At 31.1% G+C, this 25,914-nt stretch carries 21 protein-coding genes; all 21 read left to right on the top strand.

The features are described 5' to 3' along the window. Window positions 1–199 precede the first annotated feature (199 nt). The 21 genes from UF10_RS05000 to UF10_RS04900 all read left to right on the top strand — a co-directional run bounded on the left by UF10_RS05000 (window position 200) and on the right by UF10_RS04900 (window position 25,608). The gene (locus UF10_RS05000; RefSeq protein WP_106776714.1) at window positions 200–1,306 is read left to right on the top strand and encodes a TDT family transporter; all 1,107 of its coding nucleotides are present in this window, start codon (window positions 200–202) and stop codon (window positions 1,304–1,306) included. A gap of 249 nt (window positions 1,307–1,555) precedes the next feature. Further along, window positions 1,556–2,107, top strand: a complete 552-nt coding sequence (gene hpf, locus UF10_RS04995) for a ribosome hibernation-promoting factor, HPF/YfiA family (RefSeq protein WP_106776713.1) — start codon at window positions 1,556–1,558, stop codon at window positions 2,105–2,107. 205 nt (window positions 2,108–2,312) lie between these two features. Further along, the gene (locus tag UF10_RS04990) at window positions 2,313–3,341 is read left to right on the top strand and encodes a PhoH family protein (RefSeq protein WP_106776712.1); all 1,029 of its coding nucleotides are present in this window, start codon (window positions 2,313–2,315) and stop codon (window positions 3,339–3,341) included. Window positions 3,342–3,378: 37 nt separating this feature from the next. After that, window positions 3,379–3,843: an rRNA maturation RNase YbeY gene (ybeY, locus tag UF10_RS04985; RefSeq protein ID WP_106776711.1), complete on the top strand. Its 465-nt coding sequence runs from the start codon at window positions 3,379–3,381 to the stop codon at window positions 3,841–3,843. Then, on the top strand, window positions 3,844–4,590 hold the full coding sequence (locus UF10_RS04980) for a diacylglycerol kinase (RefSeq protein ID WP_106776710.1): 747 nt from the start codon (window positions 3,844–3,846) through the stop codon (window positions 4,588–4,590). Window positions 4,591–4,748: 158 nt separating this feature from the next. Continuing rightward, window positions 4,749–5,651: a GTPase Era gene (gene era, locus UF10_RS04975; RefSeq protein WP_106776709.1), complete on the top strand. Its 903-nt coding sequence runs from the start codon at window positions 4,749–4,751 to the stop codon at window positions 5,649–5,651. A 63-nt stretch (window positions 5,652–5,714) separates the two neighbouring features. Then, complete coding sequence (gene mgtE / locus UF10_RS04970; RefSeq protein ID WP_106776708.1) at window positions 5,715–7,088, top strand: magnesium transporter; 1,374 nt, start codon at window positions 5,715–5,717, stop codon at window positions 7,086–7,088. A 58-nt stretch (window positions 7,089–7,146) separates the two neighbouring features. Then, the gene (gene recO, locus UF10_RS04965; protein WP_106776707.1) at window positions 7,147–7,893 is read left to right on the top strand and encodes a DNA repair protein RecO; all 747 of its coding nucleotides are present in this window, start codon (window positions 7,147–7,149) and stop codon (window positions 7,891–7,893) included. A 17-nt stretch (window positions 7,894–7,910) separates the two neighbouring features. Beyond that, complete coding sequence (locus tag UF10_RS04960; RefSeq protein ID WP_106776706.1) at window positions 7,911–8,567, top strand: DUF4342 domain-containing protein; 657 nt, start codon at window positions 7,911–7,913, stop codon at window positions 8,565–8,567. 54 nt (window positions 8,568–8,621) lie between these two features. Next, complete coding sequence (glyQ, locus tag UF10_RS04955) at window positions 8,622–9,506, top strand: glycine--tRNA ligase subunit alpha (RefSeq protein WP_106776705.1); 885 nt, start codon at window positions 8,622–8,624, stop codon at window positions 9,504–9,506. Next, complete coding sequence (gene glyS / locus UF10_RS04950; protein WP_106776704.1) at window positions 9,499–11,562, top strand: glycine--tRNA ligase subunit beta; 2,064 nt, start codon at window positions 9,499–9,501, stop codon at window positions 11,560–11,562. The genes glyQ and glyS overlap by 8 nt, the downstream gene beginning before the upstream one ends. 282 nt (window positions 11,563–11,844) lie before the next feature. Next, the gene (locus UF10_RS04945) at window positions 11,845–12,480 is read left to right on the top strand and encodes a helix-turn-helix transcriptional regulator (RefSeq protein ID WP_106776703.1); all 636 of its coding nucleotides are present in this window, start codon (window positions 11,845–11,847) and stop codon (window positions 12,478–12,480) included. A gap of 22 nt (window positions 12,481–12,502) precedes the next feature. Further along, on the top strand, window positions 12,503–13,342 hold the full coding sequence (locus tag UF10_RS04940) for a pyruvate, water dikinase regulatory protein (RefSeq protein WP_106776702.1): 840 nt from the start codon (window positions 12,503–12,505) through the stop codon (window positions 13,340–13,342). A gap of 114 nt (window positions 13,343–13,456) precedes the next feature. Beyond that, window positions 13,457–16,102, top strand: coding sequence for a pyruvate, phosphate dikinase (gene ppdK / locus UF10_RS04935; RefSeq protein ID WP_106776701.1), 2,646 nt, complete (start codon window positions 13,457–13,459; stop codon window positions 16,100–16,102). 441 nt (window positions 16,103–16,543) lie between these two features. Continuing rightward, on the top strand, window positions 16,544–17,710 hold the full coding sequence (locus tag UF10_RS04930; RefSeq protein ID WP_106776700.1) for a CD0519/CD1768 family membrane protein: 1,167 nt from the start codon (window positions 16,544–16,546) through the stop codon (window positions 17,708–17,710). Window positions 17,711–18,370: 660 nt separating this feature from the next. Continuing rightward, complete coding sequence (locus UF10_RS04925; protein ID WP_106776699.1) at window positions 18,371–19,534, top strand: CD0519/CD1768 family membrane protein; 1,164 nt, start codon at window positions 18,371–18,373, stop codon at window positions 19,532–19,534. Window positions 19,535–20,156: 622 nt separating this feature from the next. Next, window positions 20,157–20,612 carry a GrdX family protein gene (locus UF10_RS04920; RefSeq protein WP_242969059.1) on the top strand — a complete coding sequence of 152 codons (456 nt, stop codon included), beginning with the start codon at window positions 20,157–20,159 and terminating at the stop codon, window positions 20,610–20,612. A 19-nt stretch (window positions 20,613–20,631) separates the two neighbouring features. Further along, a complete protein-coding gene (locus tag UF10_RS04915; protein WP_106776697.1) occupies window positions 20,632–21,918 on the top strand; it encodes a glycine/sarcosine/betaine reductase component B subunit in 1,287 nt (428 codons plus the stop codon). A gap of 12 nt (window positions 21,919–21,930) precedes the next feature. Beyond that, on the top strand, window positions 21,931–23,226 hold the full coding sequence (locus tag UF10_RS04910) for a glycine/betaine/sarcosine/D-proline family reductase selenoprotein B (RefSeq protein ID WP_106776696.1): 1,296 nt from the start codon (window positions 21,931–21,933) through the stop codon (window positions 23,224–23,226). 100 nt (window positions 23,227–23,326) lie between these two features. Beyond that, the gene (locus tag UF10_RS04905) at window positions 23,327–24,463 is read left to right on the top strand and encodes a YkvI family membrane protein (protein ID WP_207654564.1); all 1,137 of its coding nucleotides are present in this window, start codon (window positions 23,327–23,329) and stop codon (window positions 24,461–24,463) included. A 488-nt stretch (window positions 24,464–24,951) separates the two neighbouring features. Beyond that, window positions 24,952–25,608 carry a Crp/Fnr family transcriptional regulator gene (locus tag UF10_RS04900; RefSeq protein WP_207654563.1) on the top strand — a complete coding sequence of 219 codons (657 nt, stop codon included), beginning with the start codon at window positions 24,952–24,954 and terminating at the stop codon, window positions 25,606–25,608. Window positions 25,609–25,914 lie beyond the last annotated feature (306 nt).

The following is a 25,914-nucleotide window of genomic DNA, read 5'->3' as shown; positions in this document are numbered from 1 at the left end:
ATATTTTAAAAGGATACTATAAAATTATTATAAAAAATAAAGAGAGGTTAAAAATTAAAAAAATAAAAAAATAAGGCAAACAAGCAGTCTTTTTTAGTGATTTAGTTTAAAAAATAATCATTACAAAAATTTTACAAAAAAATATGAATTTATGATATAATGTAAAGTATTGTATTATGTTTACGTGAGGTGATAGTATTTGAAGGATTTTACATCCAAGCTGCCTCTACCAGTTGCTGCATTAGCTCTAGGATGGGTATTGTTGGGCAATATATTTAAGAATTTAATTCCATTTTTAAGTGATATATGTATGATAATATCATTGATATTATTGATACTGATAGTTTTAAAGCTAATACTTGATACAAAAAGTTTTTACAAGAGTCTTAAATCTCCTGTTGGACTTTCATTGTTTTCTAGTTTTAGTATGTCTTTGATGTTAATATCTGTTTGGATGAAGGTAGTGCTAGACAAAGCAAATATATATATTTGGATAGTCGGTGTTGTTCTTCATACTATTATAATGATTATTTTTACTTTAAAATATGTACTTAACTTTAAAATGAAATATGTATTTTCAAGTTGGTTTTTGGTATATTCAGGTATAGGAGTGGCTGCAATCACTTGTAATGATTTTGGAATGATTGTATTTGGTAGAACAGTATTAAAGTTTTGCATGGGCGTTTCGCTTGTGTTAGTGCCTTTTGTATTGGCTCGAATTAAGTCGATCGGAAGTACTCAGGCAGCTAGACCGATTTTTTCGCTAATTAGTTTGCCACTAGGATTGATATTACCAGCTTCAGTGTTGATATCATATCCTCTCTCAGCGAGAACTATGTGGATAATGTTTATTATTATTCAAGTAATTTTGTTGTTTGTTTTGATAGATATGTTGATTCAGATTTTCCATGGATTTTATCCTAGCTGGTCTTGTTATACAGTATCAGTATCTGTGTCAGTTTACGCATCAATGTATTTTAATAAATATCTAGCTTTAAATAAGATGAAGGTAGCTTTTATTGACTATTTACTGTATTTTGAGTATGTTTTGGTTTTTTTGGTCTGCGCACTGATTCTTCTAGCTTACTTTATAAATACACTAGAAGATCCAGAGTTACATAATAAAAAAATTCAGAAAAAGATAGCTTATGAAAAAAGCAGAAGAGAAAAGAGAATGGAAAATAAAAGAAATCGTGAATCTTATAGAAAAAGAGATACAGAATCAGACTCTAGAGAAAAAACAAAAAGAAATGAAAGCATAGTAACATTTGAAGATGATGACGATATTATGGATTTGATTGATTAGTTTAGGCTTAAAGCATAAATATTATGAAACTGATTGATTAATTTAGACTTAAAATCATAAAAGACCTTTTAATTTAGCTTAAGGGGTCTTTTTGTAGTATTTTAAACCATAATTACATTCTAACACAAAAAAGAGTAAATTTAAAGACTATTATTAATATTGAAAAAGTAGTATAGTATATATAAGAATAATAGTATCAAAGATTTTAGTTTTATAAAATGAATTTGATACTTGAAGGGAGAGATTTTTATGAAGATCATAATATCTGGGAAGAAAATTAGACTTACGGATGCTATCACTGAATACATCAATAAGAAGTTTGGCAGATTGGAAAAGCTCCTTGATCCAGAGGCAGAGTTAAGAGTAACAGTAAGTGCAAACAAGAAGAGAAGACAGAAAGTGGAAGTTACACTGGATAATATCAACGGGCAAATAGTAAGAGCTGAAGAGGTGCAAGATGACCTGTATTCAGCAATCGACTTAGTTTGTGACAAGTTGAATAGACAGATAGTGAAATATAAGAATAAATTTAAGACTAGAAAATCAGGCAATGATACTATCAGATTCGACAAGTTTGAAGAACTTTTAGATGAGGAGATAGAAATTGTTCCAGAAGAAGATGGATTAGTATTTGAAAGAAAGAAGAGATTTGACTTAAAACCAATGAGTCCAGAGGAAGCAGTATTACAGATGAACTTATTAGGACATGATTTCTTCTTATTTAAAGATCAGGACACATTTGAGGTCTCTTTGGTGTATAGAAGAGGCGATGGTGGATACGGTTTAATAGAACAAGCATAGTATAGTTGAAAACCTTAGAGGGTTTACATAGAGGCCGTTATTGAAGTTTAGTAGATAATGGCCTCACTATGGAATATTATTGAGGGTAGCATAGCTTTTTGAAGGCTTGTGCTATCCTCTTTTTACTTCTATTTTAATGCAAGTATAGGGTATTCGTGATATAATATTTACTATGACTACAATTATTTTTTAAGGAGTGAAAAATTTGATAATACAAAAACAATTCCAAATATATGAGCAAGAATTTGAAAGAGAAATGTTTGGTAATTTTGATGAGAATGTAAAACTGATAGAGAAAAGTTTAAAGATAGATATATTATTAAGAGAAGGAAAACTTGTATTAATAGGGGAAGAAAAGAATGTAGATATGGCTATGAAGCTTATGAATGAACTACATTCAATGGTAAAATCGGGTAAAAGTTTGGATAGACAGGCAATTTTATATTCAATAGATTTGCTATTTGATGGAAGCGAAGAGAAAATAAAAGAGCTCGAAGGTACAATAGTAATAACAAAAAAAGGAAACCCTGTACAGCCAAAGACTATTGGTCAAAAAGAATATGTGAAGTTGATAGAAAATAATGATATTACCTTTGGAATAGGACCTGCAGGTACAGGAAAAACATATCTAGCAGTAGCGATGGCTGCAAAAGCATTTAAAAATGATGAGGTATCTAGAATAATCTTGACTAGACCAGCGGTAGAAGCGGGAGAGTCTTTAGGTTTCTTACCAGGAGACTTAAAGGATAAGGTAGATCCTTATTTAAGACCATTATATGATGCTTTATTTGAAATGTTTGGAGCGGATAAATTTAATAAGTTTCTAGAAAGAGGTACTATTGAAGTTGCTCCACTAGCATTTATGAGAGGTAGAACACTTGATAATGCTTTTATAATACTAGATGAAGCACAAAATACTACACCAGAGCAGATGAAAATGTTTTTAACCAGACTGGGATTTGGATCAAAAGCTGTAGTTACTGGTGATATTACACAAATAGATTTACCTATACACAGAGATAGCGGCTTGGTACAGGCGGCAAAAATTCTCGATGGCGTCAAGGGGATTGGTTATAAAGAGTTGACTGAAAAAGATGTTGTAAGACATGAGTTAGTTCAAAGGATTATCAGGGCTTATGCAAAGTTTGATAAGGAAAGGGAATATAAAGAAAGTAAAAAATTAAGAAATGATAAGTCAAGAAATGATAATTCAAAAAATAAAAAGAGAAGATAATTTTGAGTTTCAAAAGTAAAAATAGAGGTGCATAGATATGGATATAATATTTGATGATAGACAAGAATTTAAAAAATTAAATGAGGACTTATTAGAAAAGATTAAGTCTGTAATAAATGAATGCTTAGACTATGAAGGATACTCTGATGACTATGAAGTGAGTTTATCTTTTGTTACAAACGATGAAATAAGAACTCTTAACAGAGATTATAGGGGTATAGACAAGGTAACAGATGTACTTTCTTTTCCTCTTTTAACAGATGATGAGTTTGATGTCGACTATGAAGAACAGTCGCTAGGAGATATAGTAATCTCTATTGAAAGGGCGAATGAGCAGGCAAAAGAGTACAATCATAGCTTAGAAAGAGAGATATGCTTTTTAGTTTGTCATAGTATGTTCCATTTATTGGGCTATGATCATATGGAAGAGGAAGAAGCAAAAGAAATGCATTCCAAAGAGGAAGAGGTATTAAATAAATTATCTATTACGAGGGATTTATAGATGGGCAATAGAACTGATAGAAGAAGCAAAAAAAAGGGGAAAAAGAAAAAACAGAGTTTTGTAAAGTCTGTAAATGCTGCGATAGAAGGAATAATGTATACATTTAAAAGCGAAAGAAATATGAAATTACATTATCTAGCATCATTTCTTGTTTTAATTGCGAGTTTATTTTTCAATTTTTCTAAAATTGAATTTGTGCTACTTTTAGGAGCGATTACCTTAGTTGTAATATCTGAAATGATGAATACTGCAGTGGAAAAAACAGTTGACTTGGTAACTAGAGAGATACATCCTTTGGCGAAAATTGCTAAAGATGTTGCAGCTGGTGCAGTCTTGGTTTCTGCTATGTATGCTGTAGTTGTAGCCTATATATTGTTTTATAATAAGCTTACAGATTTAACGGGGAACTTAGTATTTAGAATAAGAGAATCAGAGTTACATATTACGCTTATATGTATAGTTATCGTTTTAATAGCTGTAGTAGTAGTTAAGGCAATTACCTTTACAGGAACACCTTTAAGAGGTGGAATGCCTAGTGGTCATGCGGCTTTAGCTTTTGCTCTAGCAACATCAATCACTTTGATGACAGAGCGTGTTGAAGCCTCATCTCTAGCTTACTTGATGGCTATATTGGTTGCCCAAAGCCGTATAGAAGGAGAAATACATACCTTTTGGGAGGCTATGGCAGGAGGAATTTTGGGAACGCTAATAGCTGTAGTAATATTTCAACTTGGGCTATTTTATTAAAATAAAAAACTATAAGTTTAGGATAAAGTAAAGTTTAAATTGAAAGTATAGTAACAAAGTATGATGATTATTAATGGTATAACTATTTTATTAAAATAAAAAATATGTTATAATATAATGTAGTTAAATTATAAAATTATGAAAATAAGGAGAATAGTATGGCATATAAATCAGGTTTCGTAAGCATCGTAGGAAGACCAAATGTAGGTAAATCTACTCTTATGAATAATATTGTAGGAGAAAAAATAGCTATAATGAGTGATAAGCCTCAAACAACAAGAAATACAATACAAGCTGTGTATACAGATGAGCAATCTCAAATAGTTTTTTTGGATACACCAGGAATACATAAACCAAAGAATAAGCTTGGTGAAATGATGGTAAAGTCTGCTGAAGATGCATTTAGAAATGTTGATTGCATTATTTTTGTTGTAGATGAGTCAGACAGCATTGGAAAAGGCGACTCAATGATAATAGAAAATCTTAAAAAAACTAAGACACCTAAGTTCTTAGTTATAAATAAAGTAGATAAAATAAAAAATAAAGAAGAACTTTTTGAAATTATACAAATGTATGATGACTTAAATGTATTTGAAGATATAATTCCAACATCTGCTTTAAAGGGATCTAATGTAGAAGAGTTGGTAAATGTAATAAAAAGAAAGCTTTCAGAAGGACCTAAGTACTTCCCAGACTCTATGATTACAGATCAGCCAGAAAGAGTATTAGTAGCTGAATTAATTAGAGAAAAAATCCTTTTATATACTAATGAGGAAGTTCCTCATGGTGTTGCTGTAGGAATTGAAAGGATGAAGAAAAGAAAAGATAAAAATATAGTAGATATTTCTGCTGTTATTTATTGTGAAAGAGATTCTCACAAGGGGATTATTATAGGCAAAGGTGGAAGAAAGCTAAAGGGAGTAGGAAAGTCAGCAAGAGAAGAAATAGAGTTTTTACTTGATACGCAGGTAAATCTTCAATTGTGGGTTAAGGTAAAAGAAAATTGGAGAAATTTACCAAATTATATCAATGATTTTGGCTTAAATGAAAACAGAGATTAATTACTGAAGATGATGGTCGTTTGTTTTTAAAAAATTATTAATGTAAATTTAAAGGTGGTTGTAATGGACAAAAAACAGGACTCGTCGCGAGAGTTGTACGATGTAGTTAAAGAAATGATGAATGAAAATAAGCTTATAGAGCTTAGAGAAATGCTAGAAGAGTATCACACAATGGATCTATATGATATATTGCTAGAACTTGAAGATTCTGATCAAGTAAAGCTATTTGAATTATTACCATTAGATACAGCTGCTTCTGTATTGGAAGAATCTGAAGCAGAATTTTTTATCAATATTATTTCAAGGATGGATCAAGAACATATCAGAAGCATATTTGATGAAATGTCTTTGGGTGATCTATCAGATGTACTTCGTGATTTAGATGAAAAGCAAAGAGAAAAAATCTTGAACGTAGTCAGCAAGGAAGATGAAATTGAATTAAGAGAATTATTAGCTTACTTGGATGATACATCAGGTTCTACTATGAAAAAGGGATTTATTACTGTAAATAAGAATTTAAATGTTACTGAGGCAATTAGACATATAAGAATGGAAGCCACAGAAGCTGATTCAATCTATTATATATATGTAATAGATAATGAACACAAATTGGTTGGAGTATTATCACTTAGAGATCTATTTATAGCCAAAGAATCGGAAATAATAGAAGATATTATGGTAGAAAATGTAAAGTCAGTAAGAGATAATGAAGATAGAGAAGAGGCAGTAAAAGTTGTTTCTAAGTACAATTTAGTAGCGGTTCCTGTAGTAGATAATGAAGGAATACTAAAAGGAATTATTACAGTAGATGATGTCTTAGATGTTATGGAAGAAGAAGCTACGGAAGATATGTATAAGTTTGCTGGAAGTAGTGAACATGAACGTGATGTAGCAGAAAATGAAAAGTCTACATTGTATCAGCAAGTGCTTTCTTGCGTAAGGGGTAGAATAGCTTGGCTTATTTTAACGGTATTTTTATCATTGATAGCTGTTTATGTATTTATGAAGTTTAGACCTTTGATGGATACAGGACTAATTGAGTTATTATTCTTTACGCCTTTGGTAATAGCAATGGGAGGAAATGTAGGTTCCCAATCATCAGCTGTTACAATTATAAGTTTGACAAATAAGGATAAAGACGTTGATTCAGATACAATTTTGAAAGAGATAATAAGTAGTATAATCAATGGTGTTGTGGTTTCAATAATAGTTGCTGTTATTATGATGGTGTTTATAGGAAGTATAAATATTATAGCAGTAGTTGTATTAGCAACTCTAATAAATATGATTTTAGGTGCTACTTTAGGAACTTTATTGCCTATCGTACTTCAAAAAATGGAATTGGATCCGTCAGTTATATCATCTCCAATAGTAGCTGTAATTATGGATATCATTGGTATTCTAGTGTATTTTGCATTGATATCAGTCTTTGTATAGAGAATATGTCCCTCTTCCTATTGGAGAGGGATTTTTTGAATTTAAAAGGTGAGAATAGATGATAGTATTAAATACTCAAGGAGTAGTATTAAAAAGTATAAAGTATAATGAAAATGATTTAATTTTGACTATTTACACAAGGATGTATGGTAAGGTGGCAGCTATAGCTAAGGGTGCACAAAGAGCAAAGAGTAGACACCTGCCAACATCACAATTATTTTCTTACAATAACTATACTTTAAAAAAGCAAAAAGGATTATTTCAGGTGTATCAAAGTGACAGTATTAAAAGTTTTTATAATATATCTACTGACTTTGATAGCTTTTCTTACTCAACATTTATTTTGAAATTAGTTGAAATGAATACAGATGAAGGTCAAGTTAATAATGATGTGTTTGGACTTTTAGTGCAAACCTTGTTTTTATACTCAGAAGCTTATGAAAATAGACTTTTTTTATTAGATATTTTTTTATTGAAATTTATAGATTTTATGGGATATAAACCTCAAGTGAGTAGATGCGTATCATGTGGCAAGACTAACTATAAATATGCTGTATTTTCAATAGAAGATGGTGGAATTGTATGCGATAGTTGTGAAAATCCAAATAATTTTTATATAAAAATAGATCAAACTACTATATCACTTATGCAATATATATTAAATAATGATATAATAGTATGTAGTAAAGCACAAGTTTCAAATGTTTTAGTAAATGAGCTTTTTTATTTATTGAAAAAATATCTTGTGAACTATTTTGAAAAGATAGATTTCAAGTCTCTTGAAATGTTAAAAAATCTTAAGTAGTAAGGGAGGAGAATATTATGGCACAGATAACGATAGAAATGGTAGATGAAGTAATGGAAAGACTTCCATATGTTTCTTATAGGGATGCAAAAGACGCTTTATTAGAGTCAGATGGAGATGTATTAGAAGCAGTTATTATCTTAGAAAAATCTAAAACTTTTAATTTTGATGGCTTAAAAGATGGAATTAAAAAGGAAAATATCAATTCAATCGGCGATAAATTTACCGAAGAAACAGAGAGATTAAGAGAACAGATTGTAGAACTTTCGAAAAATGCAACAAGTGTAAGATTAATTGTAGAAAAGTCTGATAGAACTATATTAAATATACCTCTAGGTGTTGGAGTGTTGGGTGTAGCTGCTATGCCAATACCAACATTGTTGGGACTATCAGCTGCCGTTATAGCCAATTTCACTGTTAGGATTGCTGATGATAATAGTGATGCCGAAGTAGAGTTTGGCGCTATGACTCCAGAAAAAATAGAAATACTAAAAGATATGATGACAAATTCATTAGAAGAGATGAAAATCATTCTTGCAAAAGATAATAATGACATTAATGAGAATGACTCAGATATTACAGATGAGTTGATTAATGAAAAAGAAGTTAAAAATGATTCGGACTATATAATTTTAGATAATAATAAAACTGAATCAAATAAAGAAGAACAATAAAATAAAAAGCAAATTAGTAGTTTAAAAAACTATAATATATTCAGGAGGAATTTTATGAATTTTCAAGATATGATTTTAACTTTGCAAAATTTCTGGGCAAAGCAAGGTTGTTTAATGACACAGCCGTATGATGTTGAAAAAGGTGCGGGAACTATGAACCCAAATACTTTTTTAAGATCTCTTGGTCCAGAACCATGGAGAGTATGTTATGTAGAACCGTCTAGAAGACCAGCAGATGGTAGATATGGTGAAAATCCTAATAGATTATACCAACATCATCAGTTTCAGGTAATACTTAAGCCATCTCCAGATAATATTCAGGATCTATACTTAGATTCTCTTCGTGCAATAGGTATCAATCCAGATGAGCACGATATTAGATTTGTTGAGGACAACTGGGAAGCAGCTACAGTAGGAGCATGGGGACTTGGTTGGGAAGTTTGGTTAGACGGTATGGAAATTACTCAGTTTACATACTTCCAGCAGGTAGGTAATCTAGAATGTGAATTAGAAACTGGAGAAATAACTTACGGTCTAGAAAGAATAGGAATGTATATTCAGGATGTAGACAGTGTATACGATTTGAAGTGGAATGACAGTGTAACATATGGTGATGTCTTCAAGAAGCAAGAATATGAAAATTCAAGATATTCTTTTGATGAGTGTGATTATGATATGTTATTTAAAATATTTGATTTATATGAAAAAGAAGCTATAAGACTAGCTGAAAAAGGTCTAGTAATACCTTGTTATGATCATGTATTAAAGTGCTCTCACATATTTAATACATTAGATGCAAGAGGAGCTATCGGTGTAAGCCAAAGAGCATCATTTATATCTAAGATTAGAAATCTTGCAAAGGCAGTAGCTGAGAGCTATGTAAAGCAAAGAGAGAAAATGGGATACCCACTAATGAAAGCAGGTGAAAGAAATGAATAATTATCTACTATATGAAATTGGTGTAGAAGAGATGCCCGCTAGATTTGTGGAATCTACATTAATTCAATTAAAGAAAAATTTGACTAAGGATTTAAATGAAAGAAGAATAAAATTCGATGAAATAAATACATATGCAACACCAAGGAGATTAGTCCTTATTGTAAAGGGACTATCAGATAAGCAAACTAACTTGGAAGAAGAGCTTAGAGGACCTTCCAAAAAGATAGCATTAGCAGAAGATGGAAGTTTTACAAAGGCTGCTCTTGGATTTATGAGGGGAAAAGGTCTTGATGAAAAAGATGTATACTTTAAGGATATAAAGGGTACTGAATACATATTTGCCACAGTTAAGGAAGAAGGATTGAAAACATCAGAAGTATTGCTTGAAGTTCTTCCTGAAATTGTTAAAAATGTAGTATTCCCTAAATCAATGCGTTGGGGTGGAAAGAATATGAGATTTGTTAGACCTATTAGATGGCTAGTAGCTCTAATGAATGATACTGTTATCCCAGTAGACCTTGAAGGAATAGTTGCATCAAATATAACAGTTGGACATAGATTTTTAGGTTCAAAAGATATAAAGGTAGATAGTTTAGAAGACTATTTAACTAAGTTAGAGGAAAACTACGTTATTTTAGATCAGGATATAAGAAAGAAGATGATTCTAGACCAAATCAATGAAGTTGCCAATAGTGTTGGCGGAAAAGTTGATATGGATGAAGAGTTGCTTGAAGAAGTTACATATATAGTTGAATATCCAACAGCCTTTTATGGTGAATTTGATAAAGAGTATCTTGATTTACCAAAAGAAGTTGTAAAGACTCCTATGAAGGCTCATCAGAGATATTTTCCAGTTATAGATAAAGATGGAGAGTTATTACCATACTTTATAGCTGTAAGAAACGGTAATTCTTATAAGATTGAAAATGTAAAAAGAGGTAATGAAAAAGTTTTAGAAGCCAGACTAGCAGACGCTTTATTCTTCTTTAAGGAAGACACGCTACATGACTTAGAGTATTTTAGAGAAAAACTAAGCTCTGTAGTATTCCAAGAGAAGTTAGGAACACTGTTAGATAAATCAGAAAGATTATTTAATATCTCTAAGAAATTAGAAGATAGCTATGATGTTGATAATAAAAAGATAGAAAGAGCAGCCTATCTTTGTAAGGCAGATCTAGTAACAAATATGGTTTTTGAATTCGATGAGTTACAAGGATATATGGGGATGGAATATTCTAAAATAAAGGGAGAAGATAATATAGTTTCAAAAGCTATATTTGAACATTATCTACCAAGATTTAATGGTGATATTGTACCTAGTACTATGGAAGGTTCTATGTTGTCAATAATAGATAAGATGGATACAATAGCAGGATTCTTTGCCATAGGAATTACTCCTACAGGATCTGCAGATCCATTTGCCTTAAGAAGACAGTGCTTGGGAATATTGACAATACTTCTAAAGAACAATATAGAACTGGATGTATCTAGCCTTGCAAGTATTGTTTTGGATGAGTATTCTCATATAGAATTTGACAAAGAAAAAGTTATTGAAGCTATAGTAGAGTTCTTCAATGAAAGAACTAAGAATATGTTTAAGGATATGGGTATAAGATATGACGTTATAGATGCGGTATTATCTCAAAAGAAGAAGAATATTTTGGACCTATATACAAGAGCTGAAGCCATTAATAACTGGATAGATAGAGACTCTCTAACAGATATGTTGGTTGCTTTTAATAGAGTATCTACTCTAGCTGAAAAGTCAGAGAGTAAAGTGATAGAGAAATCTTTATTTGAGGATGACTCTGAAGCTAAGCTTTATAAAGAGTTCTTAGTTGTAGATAAGGAAATATCTGAGCTAATATCACAAAAAGAATACACTAAATCTCTTGATAAGTTTGCAACACTAAAGGGATCTATTGATAAATTCTTTGATTCAGTTATGGTAATGGATAATAATGAAAAAATTAAAAATAATAGATTAGCACTTCTTGATAACATTTATAGCTCAATGTTGCAGATTTGTGATCTATCAAAGATAGTATACAAGTAATAGTAGTGTATCATAAATGGAGAACTAAAAGTTAAACTGTTATAGTTGATCTTTTAGTTCTCTTTTTATATCTGATATACTACTTAATTAAATAAAACATAATATTTAATTTTATATTTAATTTAAAAAAAGTTACTGAAAGCTTAATTTAAAGAGGTTTTTACAAAAAATAAATATATTTCCAATAAATCTATTGCTTAATCATAAATATAGTATTATAATATACTATATACAAATGGTATATCACATATATAGTGGTTAGTATAGATTAATTGAAAGTAGGTGATTGTTATCCAGCTTAATGAAAGGCAATTGAAAATTATTGACATAGTAAAAGAAAATGAGCCAATCACCGGAGAAAAGATTGCTGATAGATTAAATGTTACAAGAGCAACTCTTCGTTCGGATTTGGTAGTTCTTACTATGACAGGAATATTGGATGCTAGGCCTAAAGTTGGTTACTTTTATTTAGGAGAGGGAGATTTTTCAAATGAAAATTCCTCTATGAAGAAAATGAAAGTATCTGAAGTTATGGGAATTCCTCTTACAGCCAGACAGGAAGATTCAGTCTATGATGTAGTGGTTAATATATTCTTAGAAGACTCTGGTGGGGTATTCATAATAGATGAGCAAGATTATCTATGCGGTGTGGTATCTAGAAAGGACCTTTTAAAGGCGACTGTTGGTGGGAGTGATATCACTAAACTGCCTGTGGGAATGATAATGACTAGAGTACCAAACATTGCTACGGTATTGGAAGATGACTTAGTTAGTCAAGCAGCTAAAAAGCTTGTAAAAAGAGAGGTAGACAGTGTACCAGTGGTAAAATATATAGATGGCGACAAAGAAAAAATGAAGATAATCGGAAAAATTTCTAAGACGTCAATTACAAGACTTTTTGTAGAAATTACTGAATAAATTCTATACATCGGGAGGTATTATGAAGACAACTTTTAAAATCTTTATCGTGTCGGATTCTCTTGGTGAGACTGCTAGAGCTGTTGCTAGAGCGACGATCTCACAGTTTCCTGATATAGAGAGTTGGGACATTAAGAGATTCCCATACGTAAATAATGAAGAAGTATTGAAAGAAGTATTAAAGCAAGCAAAGGAAAGTAATGCACTTGTTTTATATAGTATAGTAAGTAAAGAGTTAGGAGAGCTTGCTAGAGATATATGTCATCAAGAAAAGATAGAATATGTTGATTTATTATCTGACATAATAGAGAAACTTAGCAAAAAATTTGATATGGAACCACTTAGGGAAGCAGGAGTTATAAGAAAGATGGATAAATCCTACTTCAACAGAGTAGAAGCTATTGAGTTTGCTGTTAAATATGATGATGGTAAAGATCCAAGAGGTCTACTAAAGGCTGACTTAGTATTGGTAGGAATATCAAGAACATCAAAAACTCCACTTAGTATGTACTTGGCAAATAAGCATATAAAAGTGGCAAATGTACCTTTAGTGCCTGAGGTTCCGATTCCAAAAGAATTGGATAGTGTGGAGCCAAGAAGAATAATTGGTCTTACAAATTCACCAGAAAAGCTAAATGTAATAAGAACAGAAAGATTAAAAGCAATGGGGCTAAATGGTTCAGCAAATTATGCAAAATTAGATAGAATACTAGAAGAATTAGATTACTCAGAAGAAGTAATGAAGAGATTGAAATGTCCAGTGATAAATGTAGCAAACAAAGCTATTGAAGAGACAGCTGGAATAATACTAGATATATTAAAAGAAAGTGATGTTGATATATTAAAAGACTATGAGATATAGTTGAATATATTATGGGGGGGGCTAAAAAGTCCCCTAATATATAGACAACTCTCTAGAAACTTTTAAATATAGATTAATTATTGGCTAATAACGAGTTTATTTTAGGAGGAAGCTATGAGTACTAAATTTGTTTACAGTTTTAACGAAGGAAATAAAGAAATGAGATCTTTGCTAGGTGGTAAGGGAGCAAACTTAGCAGAAATGACTAACATTGGTTTAACTGTTCCTCAGGGATTCACAATCACTACAGAAGCTTGTAATGATTACTATGACAATGATCTAAAGATAAGACAAGAAGTCTTAGATCAAATTGATGATAAGTTAGCTCAGCTTGAAAAAGAGCAAGGAAAGACACTAGGATGTGAAAAGAACCCACTTTTAGTATCAGTAAGATCTGGTGCAGTATTCTCAATGCCAGGTATGATGGATACAATATTAAACTTGGGATTAAATGATATAAGTGTTAAGGGATTAATAGATTCAACTAAAAATGAAAGATTCTCTTATGACAGTTATAGAAGATTTATACAGATGTTCTCAGACGTTGCTATGGAAGTTCCAAAGTACAAGTTTGAAAATGTTTTAGAAAAAAGAAAACAAGAAAAAGGATATACTGATGATACTCAATTAACTACTGAAGATTTAAAGGAAATAGTAGAAGAATTTAAGCTTATATACAAAAAGGAAGTTGGAGATGACTTCCCACAGGAACCAAAGAAGCAGTTAATGCTATCTATAGAAGCTGTATTTAGATCTTGGAATAATCCAAGAGCAATCGTTTACAGAAAGTTAAATGATATAGATAATAACCTAGGTACTGCAGTAAATATACAGTCAATGGTATTTGGTAATATGGGTGACGATAGTGGTACAGGTGTTGCATTTACAAGAAATCCTTCAACTGGAGAAAATAAGTTATTCGGTGAATACCTAATAAATGCTCAGGGTGAAGACGTTGTTGCAGGTATAAGAACACCTCAAAGCATTGATACACTAAAGAATGATATGCCAGAAATATATGATGAATTTGTAAAGGCTACACATACTTTGGAAGCTCACTACAAAGATATGCAAGATATTGAGTTTACAATAGAAAAAGGAAAATTATACATACTACAAACAAGAAGTGGTAAGAGAACTGCTAAGGCTGCTATAAACGTTGTAGTTGATTTAGTAAATGCAGGTGTTATCAGTAAAGAAGAAGCAATAATGAGAATAGAACCTAATCAGTTAGATCAGCTTCTACATCCAACATTTGCTCCTAATGCATTAAAGGAGGCAGAAGAAGTAGCAAAGGGTCTTCCAGCATCTCCAGGTGCAGCAGTAGGTAAGGTATACTTCCATGCAGAAGATGCAGTAGCACATGCTAAGGAAGGTGAAAAAGTTTTACTTGTTAGACAGGAAACTTCTCCAGAAGATATCGAAGGTATGATAAGCGCTGAAGGTATACTTACTGCAAGAGGTGGTATGACTTCTCATGCAGCAGTTGTTGCAAGAGGTATGGGTAAGTGTTGTGTTGCAGGATGCGGACAATTAAGAGTTGATGAAGCAGCTAGAGAAATAAGAGTTGGAGATAGAGTAATAAAAGAAGGACAGTACCTATCAATAGATGGTTCTTCAGGTAGAGTATACATAGGATCTGTAGAAATGACTAGTGTAGAAGTTCATGGAAACTTTGCAGTATTCATGTCATGGGTAGATGAAGCTAGAGACATGTTAGTAAGAACTAATGCAGATAACCCAAGAGATGCAAAGAAGGCTATTGAGTTTGGTGCAGAAGGTATAGGGCTATGCAGAACTGAGCATATGTTCTTTGATGAAGAAAGAATACCAGCTGTTAGAAAAATGATACTAGCAGAGGAATTAGAAGATAGAGTAGCAGCCCTTGATAAGCTTCTACCATACCAGAGAGATGACTTCTATGGTATATTCAAGGCAATGAACGGAATGCCAGCCAACATAAGACTTCTAGATCCACCACTACATGAATTCTTACCTCATGACGAACCTTCAATCAACGCACTTGCTAAGCAGATGAACATTAAGCCATCTGATCTTAAAAAGAGAGTTGTTGACCTAGAAGAATTCAATCCAATGTTAGGACACAGAGGTTGTAGATTAGCAGTAACATATCCAGAAATATGTGAAATGCAGTCTAGAGCAATAGCACAAGGTGCTATACTAGCTGTTAAAGAAGGTATAGCTGTTAAGCCTGAAATAATGGTTCCTCTAATAGGTACAGCAAATGAACTTAAGATGCTAAGACCAATTATAGAAGAAGCTGTAAATGATGAAATGGAAAAGGCTGGAGTTAAGTTTGACTATACTGTAGGTACAATGATAGAAATACCTAGAGCTTGTATAACTGCTGATGAAATAGCAGAAGTAGCTGACTTCTTCAGTTTCGGTACAAATGACCTTACTCAGATGGGATTCGGATATTCAAGAGATGATGCTGGTAAGTTCCTTGATGAATATGTAGACAAGGGAATACTAGAAAAGGACCCATTCCAGGTTCTAGACCAAGATGGTATTGGTAAGTTCGTAGAAATGGCAGTTAAGCTAGGTAGAGGTCAAAAGCCTGAACTTAAGCTTGGTATATGTGGAGAGCATGGTGGAGAGCCTTCTTCAGTAGAATTCTGCTATAGACAGGGATTAAACTATGTATCTTGTTCACCATTTAGAGTTCCAATTGCTAAGTTAGCAGCAGCACAGGCTACTATAAAGGCACATAAGGGCGATATACATAGAGATAAATAAATTAATTTAAAACTTATAATACACCTTTAAGCATAGCTTAAAGGTGTATTTTTTGCAAAAAAATAATTTAAAGTAAAAAAAGAAAATGTTATCATAAATATTTATAAAAAATAAAAATACTAAATATTTTTTACTAAACTGCTCTTATACTATATTATTTAATGATTTTCTATACTAATGATAAAATAATATAATTAATACACACTTTTTTTAGTATTTTGAACTAAATAGCTTTTATAATGCGAAAAATAAACGTTTTTTTAAACATATATTTATTAATTAAAAGAGAAATATTCTTTTTCTCTAATTTGTATTTTTCAAAAAAACATATTGAGAACAAAATAAAGTTGAAAAAAATATTTAGAAAAGTTATAATATACAAAAGGGTTTCAATATTTTGAAAATATAAAAAGCAAAAGCTTGGAAGGAAGGTAATTATTTATGGACGGACGAAAAAAAGTAAAGGCGATATCTCTTGAAACTTTCGTTTTCTTATTTATTTTCATTGGTGGATTTGCTTGGGTAGGTCATATAATGGGTGTTGGATTAATGTTCAAGACCATGATGGCCACCGCGCACGATCTACTGTTACAAACAGTATTTCTAATAATGGCAATGGCTGTTTTAGCAGGAGCAATTAGTGGTTTATTATCAGAGTTTGGTGCAATAGCACTAATCAATAAGATATTTGCTCCACTTATGAAGCCATTGTATGGACTACCTGGAGCAAGTATAACAGGAGTAATAGCAACTTATCTATCAGATAATCCAGCAATTATACCTTTTGCAAAGGATAAAACATTTACACAGTATTTCAAAAAGTATCAAGTTCCAGCACTGTGTAACCTTGGTACATCATATGGTATGGGATTAATATTAACTACATTTATGATAGCGCAAGGGAAAGAGTATATAGCACCTGCTTTAATAGGTAATTTAGGAGCTGTAATAGGTAGTGTGATTAGTGTAAGATTAATGACTAAGCAGACTAGAAAATATTACGGAGTAGAAGCAGATGAACCTTTTGCAGCTATAGGCGATGAAGATGGAGATGATGGAGTAATCGAGGGAGAAGTTAGACTTGTAAGAGAAGGAAACTTATTCCAAAGAATATTAGACGCAATGTTAGAAGGCGGTAAGAACGGCGTAGAGATGGGAATGGACATAATACCAGGCGTATTGATAGTGTGTACGATAGTAATGATGCTTACATTCGGACCATCAGCCGATGGAAGTTATACAGGAGCTGCCTATGAAGGTGTAAAATTATTACCTTACTTAGGACAGAAGATTTCATTTATAATTGAACCACTATTTGGTTTCCAATCACCAGAAGCAATAGCGTTCCCAGTAACATCTCTAGGAGCAGTTGGAGCTGCAATGTCATTAGTTCCAGAATTTATAAAGACTGGAGTTATAACACCAAATGATATAGCGGTATTTACTGCAATGGGTATGTGCTGGTCAGGTTACTTAAGTACTCATATAGGTATGATGGATGCACTAGATTCAAGACCTTTAGCAAGTAAGGCTATTTTATCTCATACTATAGGTGGTCTAGTGGCAGGTATAGCAGCACATTTCTTATTTATGCTGATAGTACATTGATGTTCCATTTAAAAAAATAAAATTTTTGAAAAATACATAATATATAATGAAATAAAATTTTGAGTATCTAAAAACAATTTTTATTTGATTATAGTATCTTAAGTATCTAAATTTATTTATAATATTATTTAGATTAGATAAATATTGAACTGTTTTTATCAAGGTAATTGAATTATTTTCGATTACCTTGATTTTTTTATTGAAAAAAAATTAGAAAAGTATTATACTAGAAAATGGATTGTAAAATAAATAAAAAAGTAATTTTTCAAAAAAAATATTAATAAATTATATTTTAATATAATTTATTGAAAAGTCACTCAAATGAATAACAAGTATCAAAAAGACTAAAAAATGAATAAAAAAAATCAAAAATAAAATGCTTATACTTTCTTTAGGCTAGATATAGAGAATAATATAAGCTTTCTAACCATTTCACTAAAGATTAAAATAATTGAAACAAAAATATATGAAAATTTCAGAAGTCAGTATTTAAGGACTATTTAGAATAATGAATGTATTCTGTAAAACACTAAATAAAATAAATTAAAGTTGAAAAAAATATAAATAACATATATAATAAATAAAAAAGACCTTGTTTAGTTATTATTATATTAAACTTTTAAAGTGACTAAACATTATTTGAAAGGAAGGTAATACTATATGGAAGGGCGTAAGAAAGTAAAAGCCATATCCCTTGAAACATTTATATTCCTATTTATATTTATAGGAGGTTTTGCTTGGGTAGGGCACATAATGGGTGTAGGACTAATGTTTAAGACTATGATGGCCACTGCACATGATTTATTGTTACAAACAGTATTTCTAATCATGGCGATGGCTGTTTTAGCAGGTGCAATAAGTGGGTTGTTGTCAGAGTTCGGAGCAATAGCTTTGATAAACAAGATATTTGCCCCTCTTATGAAACCAATGTATGGACTACCAGGAGCAAGTATAACAGGAGTAATAGCTACTTATCTATCAGATAATCCAGCGATCATATCTTTTGCTAAAGATAAAACGTTCACTCAGTATTTTAAAAAATATCAGGTTCCAGCACTATGCAATCTAGGAACATCTTTTGGTATGGGATTAATATTAACTACATTTATGATAGCACAAGGAAAAGAATATATAGCACCAGCTTTAATTGGTAATCTAGGAGCTATAATAGGTAGTGTAATAAGTGTAAGATTAATGACAAAGCAAACAAAAAAATATTACGGTTCTGAGGCAGAAGAACCATATTCTGTAATAGTTGAGGATAATGATTCTGAAAACTCTATTTCAGGTGAAGTAAGATTTGTAAGAGATGGTAATTTATTCCAGAGAATTCTAGATGCAATGCTAGAAGGTGGAAAAACAGGTGTAGAAATGGGTATGGATATCATCCCAGGGGTGCTGATTGTTTGTACATTAGTTATGATGCTTACATTCGGGCCATCACCAGATGGAAGTTATACAGGAGCTGCTTATGAAGGTGTAAAGCTACTTCCTTATTTAGGACAGAAAATAGCATTTATAATTGAACCACTATTTGGTTTCCAATCGCCAGAAGCAATAGCGTTCCCAGTAACATCTCTAGGAGCAGTTGGAGCTGCAATGTCACTAGTACCAGAGTTTATCAAAACTGGTGTCGCTACTCCAAATGACATAGCAGTATTTACTGCGATGGGTATGTGCTGGTCAGGTTACTTAAGTACTCATATAGGTATGATGGATGCACTAGATTCAAGACCTTTAGCAAGTAAGGCTATTTTATCTCATACTATAGGTGGTCTAGTGGCAGGTATAGCAGCACACTTTATATTTATGATAATCGTTTAAATTCGCTATAAAAGTAATAATAATCAAAAATTTATAAAAATTTTATTTTAAATTACAAGAATATAAATAATTAAAATATATGAATATATTAGGTCAAGACAAAAGCATTAGTTTAGTCTTGGCCTTTTTTGATGTATAAATAATATTTAGCCTCTAATTTAATATTTTTATAGAGTTTTTAAATTATAAAATAGATCAAAATAGTCTATTCAAATAGCTATTTAATAATCAAATGCATTCAATAATATATATTATCTATATTGAATATATAAAAAAATAATTGTCTTTTTATAAAAAACAAGTAATAAGCTTAACATAAGCATTTTCAAGGAGTATAAGTTTTTCTACAAGATAAATGTTTGTATTTTTTAGATTATTCTAAAAAGTGTTGTATTAATAACTTTTATACTATTTATTAATTAGTTATAATCAGTGTAACAAGATTAATGAAACAAATAAATATAAAATACTGAAATTTAATAAGGTAAAAAATGCATTTTACAATATTTAATATTATTTATAGTGTAATTATACTTTCTTAATTAAAATTTTTTAGAAAAGATAGTTAAAAACTAATCAATAGCAGTGTTATTTTAAAAGTTAGGGGTGATAATAATTGGAAATGATTGAAAAGAAAAATCTAATAAATAAAAATTATACATTGTCAATGTATGAAAATCTAGAATCAAAATTAAATTCTAATGAGTACATAGTAATAAGCAACAATCAAAAAGTTTTAGAAAAATTTGAAAATGCTATAAAAGTAGATGGAGAATTCATAGATGTCTTAAATACAACTAGAGAATTCATAGAAAATGGGCATAAAATAATATCCTATCCATTGGCTGCAAGCATACGTATGATTTATTCCCCAGTTAGATCAATATTGATTTCACCCAAATTAGAATCAATAGATGAGTTATCTATTGAAATAATTGAAAAGGGTATAGAAAAATACCGTATAACTATGGGACAAAGAGAAGTAGATAGGAAAAATATAAAGGACTATCAACTTGTAGATTATGATTTAATTGTATCGGCAATTCAGGAAAAAGCTTTCATAAAAAATATTATATAAATTATAAGGGGTGACAGAATTGAAATTAGAACTTAGAAAAATTCCAATTAATGACATTTGTTTTGGAGATGAGACAAAGGTAGACAATGCTAGTTTGGTCTTGAACAAGGAAGAAATAATTGAGGAGCTAAAAAAGGTTCCAAATGTAAAAGACATTAAAATTGATTTAGCAAAGCCTGGTGAAAAAACCAGAATCATACCTGTAAAAGATGTGATACAGCCTAGATGTACAATTAAGGGTAATGCAGGATTTGCAGGTGTAACTTCTGACGTAGCTCAGCTAGGAGATGGAATTGTAAATATTTTAGACGGTGCTGCTATAGTAACAATTGGTGATATCGTAGGATTCCAAGAAGGAGTTATAGATATGTGGGGAGAAGGTGCAAAGTGGACACCATTTTCCAAAACAAACAATATAGTTGTAGATATAAGCGTAGTAGAAGATTTAGATCCGCATGAACATGAAGAAGCTTGTAGAGTAGTCGGATTAAGAGCATCTGAAATAATAGGTCTTGCAGGAAAAGAAGTAGAAACAAAAGATGTAGAGATATTTGAAATGGGAGAAAATGATGTTGAAACTAAAAAATATCCTGATCTTCCAAAAGTAGTTTATGTAGAAATGTTAATATCTCAGGGTCTTTTACATGCAAGTTATATATATGGTGTAGATTCTGCTCATATACTTCCAACAGTTCTTCACCCAAATGAAGAGTTGGATGGTGCTGTTATAAGTGGTAACTGTGTTGCAGCTTGCGATAAAATAACTACTTATCAACATCAAAATAATGCAGTAATAAAAGAATTATATAAGCTACACGGAAAAGAAATAAACTTCTTAGGTGTGGTCTTAGTGCCTGAAAAAACAACATTAGATGGTAAGTTTGTATCTTGTGATTATACAGCAAAACTTTGTAAAATGCTTGGTGCAGACGGTGTAATTATATCAGAAGAAGGATATGGAAATCCAGATTCAGATTTGGTAATGATATGTTCAAGAGTCGAAAAACAAGGTATAAAGTCAGTTTTAATTACTGATGAGTGTTCTGGATGGGATGGAATGAGCCAACCTTTAACAGACGTAGCAAAAGAAGCTGTAGCTGTAGTGTCTACAGGAAATGTATCTCATGTTGTAGAGCTTGGAAAGGCTGATAGAATACTTGGAGATCCAGAAGCAGTAGCAAATATAGCTGGTGGATGGGCAGGAGCTTATAATCCAGAAGACGGAACAATGAAGTGTGAATTAAATGCAGTTATTGGTGCAACATCAGAAATAGGTACACATAACGCAACAGTAGAATTATATTAAGGGGGAGTTAAAATGGCAGATAAGAAAATCTTATACTATCTAAATCAATTCTTTGGGCAGATAGGTGGAGAAGAGAAAGCAGGCATAGCTCCTATTTTAAAAGAAGGTGGAGTAGGTCCTTCAGAAGCCTTTGCAAAGAAAATAGGAGACTCAGCAGAGCTTGTAGCAACAGTTATATGTGGAGATAACTATTTTAATGAAAATAAAGAAGAAGCAATAGCATTTTTAAGAAAAGTTAATGAAGAAATAAAGCCAGACATAGTAATAGCTGGACCAGCATTTAATGCGGGTAGATATGGAATGGCGTGTCAAGGTGTTGCAGAATTTTTTGCAAAAGAAGCTAATATACCAGTAGTGTCAGGTATGTATGAAGAAAACCCAGGTCTAGATGAAGCAAAGAAGCTTGCTTATGTTGCTAAAACTGGAGATTCTGCAGCAAAAATGAGAAAAGCACTTCCAATAATGGCTGATATAACAAAAAAATTACTAAATGGTGAAGTAGTAAAGCCTGATGTAGATAATTACTTTGCTCAAGGAAAGAGATTGACAGTTATCTCAGAAAAAACAGGTTCACAAAGAGCTGTAGAGATGTTAATGAAGAGACTTAATAATGAAGAGTTTAAGACTGAGCTTCCAATGCCAGTATTTGATACTGTTGAAGCAGCAGAAGAAATAAAGGATTTATCAAAAGCTACCATAGCTCTTGTTACTACTGGTGGTATAGTTCCTATGGGAAATCCAGATAGAATACAGTCAGCATCTGCTCAAAAATGGGGCAAATACGATATATCAGCAATAGATGAATTAAAAGGAGATTATTGCACAATACATGGAGGATATGACCCAGTATATGCAAATGAAGATCCAGATAGAGTTGTGCCTCTAGATTCATTAAGACTATTGGAAAAAGAAGGAAAAATCGGAAAGGTGTATGATTATTTCTATACAACTACTGGAACTGGTACAGCAATAGGAAACTCAATAGTATTCGGTAAAGAAATGGGTCAAGAATTAAAAGATGCGGGAGTAGATGGAGTCATACTTACATCTACGTGAGGTACTTGTACTCGTTGCGGTGCAACGATAGTAAAAGAAATAGAAAGATTTGGTATCCCAATTGTTCATATGGCTACTATAGTAACGATATCTAAATCAGTAGGTGCAAACAGAATAGTACCTACAGTAGCGATACCTTACCCTGTAGGTAATCCAGAAAAGGGTAAAAAAGAGCTAGATCTAAGAAATTCACTAGTAGATAAGGCTATGGAAGCATTAACTACTAAGGTTGATAAAGCTACAATATTCTAATTTAGTAAGACCTAGAAGAAATTTAATTATTTGAATAATAATAAATCCTGAAGGTTGAGTTGATAATCTTCAGGATTTTTTTAAAAAGGAGAGTATTTCTATGAAAAGATCAAGTAACACCATTAGATCAGAAAGAGTATTTAGAGAAAAATCAAATGAAATAGTTAAAAAAAGCAAGATAATTAGTTATGCAGGAGCTTTTATAGCCCTACTAATTGGTTCGGGGTTTGCGACAGGTCAAGAGGTTATGCAATACTTTGCAGCTTGGGGTTACAAGGGGATACTGGGAGTATTAGTGTGTTTTTTATTATTAGCTTATGTTGGAACTAGCTTTATATCAGCTGGATACAATAATAAGTTTGAAACTCCAAATGACATATATAGATACTATTGTGGAGATAAATTAGGAACATTCTATGATTATTTTTCTATATTTTTTATATTTTTATCCTTTACAGTTATGATTGGAGGAGCTGGGGCAACAACAAGTCAGCACTATTCTTGGTCACCATATGTCGGTGGAATATTAATGGCTAGTATCACTGTTATAACAGTACTTCTTGGTTTAAATAAGATAGTTGATATAATAGGAAATATAGGGCCAATTATAGTTATTATAGCAATCTTTGTTGGAGCAGCAAGTATTATAATGAATATAGATTCTGCAAAAGAAGCACCAGCTATAATTAATGAATTAGTTAAAAATAAAGAAATAAAAGTAGCATCTAGTAATTGGCTTTTAGCAGCTGGATCTTACGTAGGATTTTGTATGCTTTGGTTAGCTGCATTTTTGGGTCAAATAGGAGCAGGAGCAAATAGTCAAAAAGAAGGTAGAATAGGTGCATTTACAGGAGCAGCAGGATTTTCAATAGCAGTTTTATTGATGTCTTTGGGGATTTTCTTCTCGATTGCAAGTTTAAAGGGAAGCCAAATTCCTACATTGATACTGGCTGGAAGAATACATCCTATGTTAGCGAATGTTTTTTCAGTAATAATACTTTTAGGAATATATACAACATCTGTGCCTTTGCTTTGGTCGGTAATAGCCAGGTTTGCAAAGGAAAAAACTCCTAAATTTAAAATATTGACGATTGCAATGGGTATAGTAGGAACTTTTATGGGATTAATACTAAAGTTTGATGTATTGGTCAACTATGTATATGTACTTAACGGTTACGTTGGGCTAATACTGCTTTTCATAATGATTGCAAAGTCTATAAAAAATAAAAAAATATAGAAAAATATATTGCTTTTAAAAATATTAAATACTTATAAAATTCAAACTTAGTTAATTAGAAATATATATAAATCTTACTTAAAAGACTGGATATAAATATAGGCGGTCTAAAAAAGATATAAAGATTTTTCAATATATAAAAATATATAGGTTAAAAGGCTATAAAAATAATTTAATATAAATGATGCTTAATGCATTGAAAATGAATAAAGGATGGATTTCTCTTGTGATGCAACATAGAAGATATTCATCCTTTATTTATTTCATAGAATTTAAGAATATAATTAATAACTTTAAAAAAGTGCTTTTGATAGTAAGTTTAAGTAAATAAAAGTATTTGATAGTTAATTATTTATTTAAATTATAATAGATAGTTGTTTTTTCTATACAGAATAGTCTTTATTTTATGTTATAATTGAATTAACAGAAAATAGATGCAATGCCTATATTTTAACTATGTGGAAATAAAATATGGCGGGGTGAAATTAGTGGATAATTTATTTTGGGATAGGATGATATTCAGAGGAATATCAGAAGAGTCAAAAAATGCTATTGAAAATATGCATATGGTAGAACGTTCATATAATGCAAATGATCTTGTTATGAAAGAAGGAGAAGCCATAGAGTCAATCGGTATTATCATATCAGGAGCTTTAAAAGCCACTGAATATACTGCTGGAGGAAAAGAGTTGAACTCTTCATATTATTTTGGTGGAGATGCATTTCCATTTTATTTAGTATATGGTAATATTGAAAATTACTTTTCAGATACATACGCACTGAAAAAATCAAAAGTTGTATGGTTAAAAGTTGAAGAGTTGATTCCTATAATTGATAATGATCAAGTTTTTCTTCACAATATTTTGAGATTTGTGGCAGAATACTGTTGTTATAGCAAGTTAATAATTAGATGCACACAATATAGGAAAGTAATTGAAAGGCTTAGCTTTTGGCTTCTTCATATTAAGAATCCAGATGAGCCTATAAATATACCGAATTCTCAAGAAGTATTGGCAGATATACTTCATGTGAATAGAAGTAGCCTTAATCAAGAGTTAAAACTCCTTGAAAATGAAGGTGTAATAACTATGGATAGAAAGAAGATAAAGGTTTTAAATAAAAGCTATTTGGAAGACCTTCTATAGTTTTTAAAATTAATGAAAATACTTTATATAAATATTTATAATTTTGAATAGATGAGATTAGGCTTAAAAGAAATGTTATTTTTTACATAGATTGAAGCTAAATTTAATTTAAGATGTTTGTTCATAGTATTTTAAATTTTAGTATTGAAAGAGATATACATATATTTCAAAAAATAATAGAGTTTAAATTCAAAAGATATTAATAGATGTTAGAAAAATTTATAAAAACAAAAATATAAGAGTTTAGAATGGGTAGTCATTAGTTTGTCTACTCATTTTTATTATGATTATATTTAATGGAGTATT

The sequence above is a fragment of the Peptostreptococcus russellii genome, assembly GCF_003012055.1.
GTDB lineage: Bacteria > Bacillota > Clostridia > Peptostreptococcales > Peptostreptococcaceae > Peptostreptococcus > Peptostreptococcus russellii.
The sequence above is the reverse complement of the archived record's forward strand: the minus strand, read 5'-3'. Positions and strand labels throughout refer to the sequence as shown.

What these genes read in the sequence shown, in the direction of transcription:
- hpf (WP_106776713.1), top strand. Translation starts at nt 1,556, where the DNA reads ATGAAGATCATAATATCTGGGAAGAAAATTAGACTTACGGATGCTATC.
- ybeY (WP_106776711.1), top strand. Translation starts at nt 3,379, where the DNA reads ATGGATATAATATTTGATGATAGACAAGAATTTAAAAAATTAAATGAG.
- UF10_RS04980 (WP_106776710.1), top strand. Translation starts at nt 3,844, where the DNA reads ATGGGCAATAGAACTGATAGAAGAAGCAAAAAAAAGGGGAAAAAGAAA.
- era (WP_106776709.1), top strand. Translation starts at nt 4,749, where the DNA reads ATGGCATATAAATCAGGTTTCGTAAGCATCGTAGGAAGACCAAATGTA.
- mgtE (WP_106776708.1), top strand. Translation starts at nt 5,715, where the DNA reads ATGGACAAAAAACAGGACTCGTCGCGAGAGTTGTACGATGTAGTTAAA.
- recO (WP_106776707.1), top strand. Translation starts at nt 7,147, where the DNA reads ATGATAGTATTAAATACTCAAGGAGTAGTATTAAAAAGTATAAAGTAT.
- UF10_RS04960 (WP_106776706.1), top strand. Translation starts at nt 7,911, where the DNA reads ATGGCACAGATAACGATAGAAATGGTAGATGAAGTAATGGAAAGACTT.
- glyQ (WP_106776705.1), top strand. Translation starts at nt 8,622, where the DNA reads ATGAATTTTCAAGATATGATTTTAACTTTGCAAAATTTCTGGGCAAAG.
- glyS (WP_106776704.1), top strand. Translation starts at nt 9,499, where the DNA reads ATGAATAATTATCTACTATATGAAATTGGTGTAGAAGAGATGCCCGCT.
- UF10_RS04940 (WP_106776702.1), top strand. Translation starts at nt 12,503, where the DNA reads ATGAAGACAACTTTTAAAATCTTTATCGTGTCGGATTCTCTTGGTGAG.
- ppdK (WP_106776701.1), top strand. Translation starts at nt 13,457, where the DNA reads ATGAGTACTAAATTTGTTTACAGTTTTAACGAAGGAAATAAAGAAATG.
- UF10_RS04930 (WP_106776700.1), top strand. Translation starts at nt 16,544, where the DNA reads ATGGACGGACGAAAAAAAGTAAAGGCGATATCTCTTGAAACTTTCGTT.
- UF10_RS04925 (WP_106776699.1), top strand. Translation starts at nt 18,371, where the DNA reads ATGGAAGGGCGTAAGAAAGTAAAAGCCATATCCCTTGAAACATTTATA.
- UF10_RS04920 (WP_242969059.1), top strand. Translation starts at nt 20,157, where the DNA reads ATGATTGAAAAGAAAAATCTAATAAATAAAAATTATACATTGTCAATG.
- UF10_RS04905 (WP_207654564.1), top strand. Translation starts at nt 23,327, where the DNA reads ATGAAAAGATCAAGTAACACCATTAGATCAGAAAGAGTATTTAGAGAA.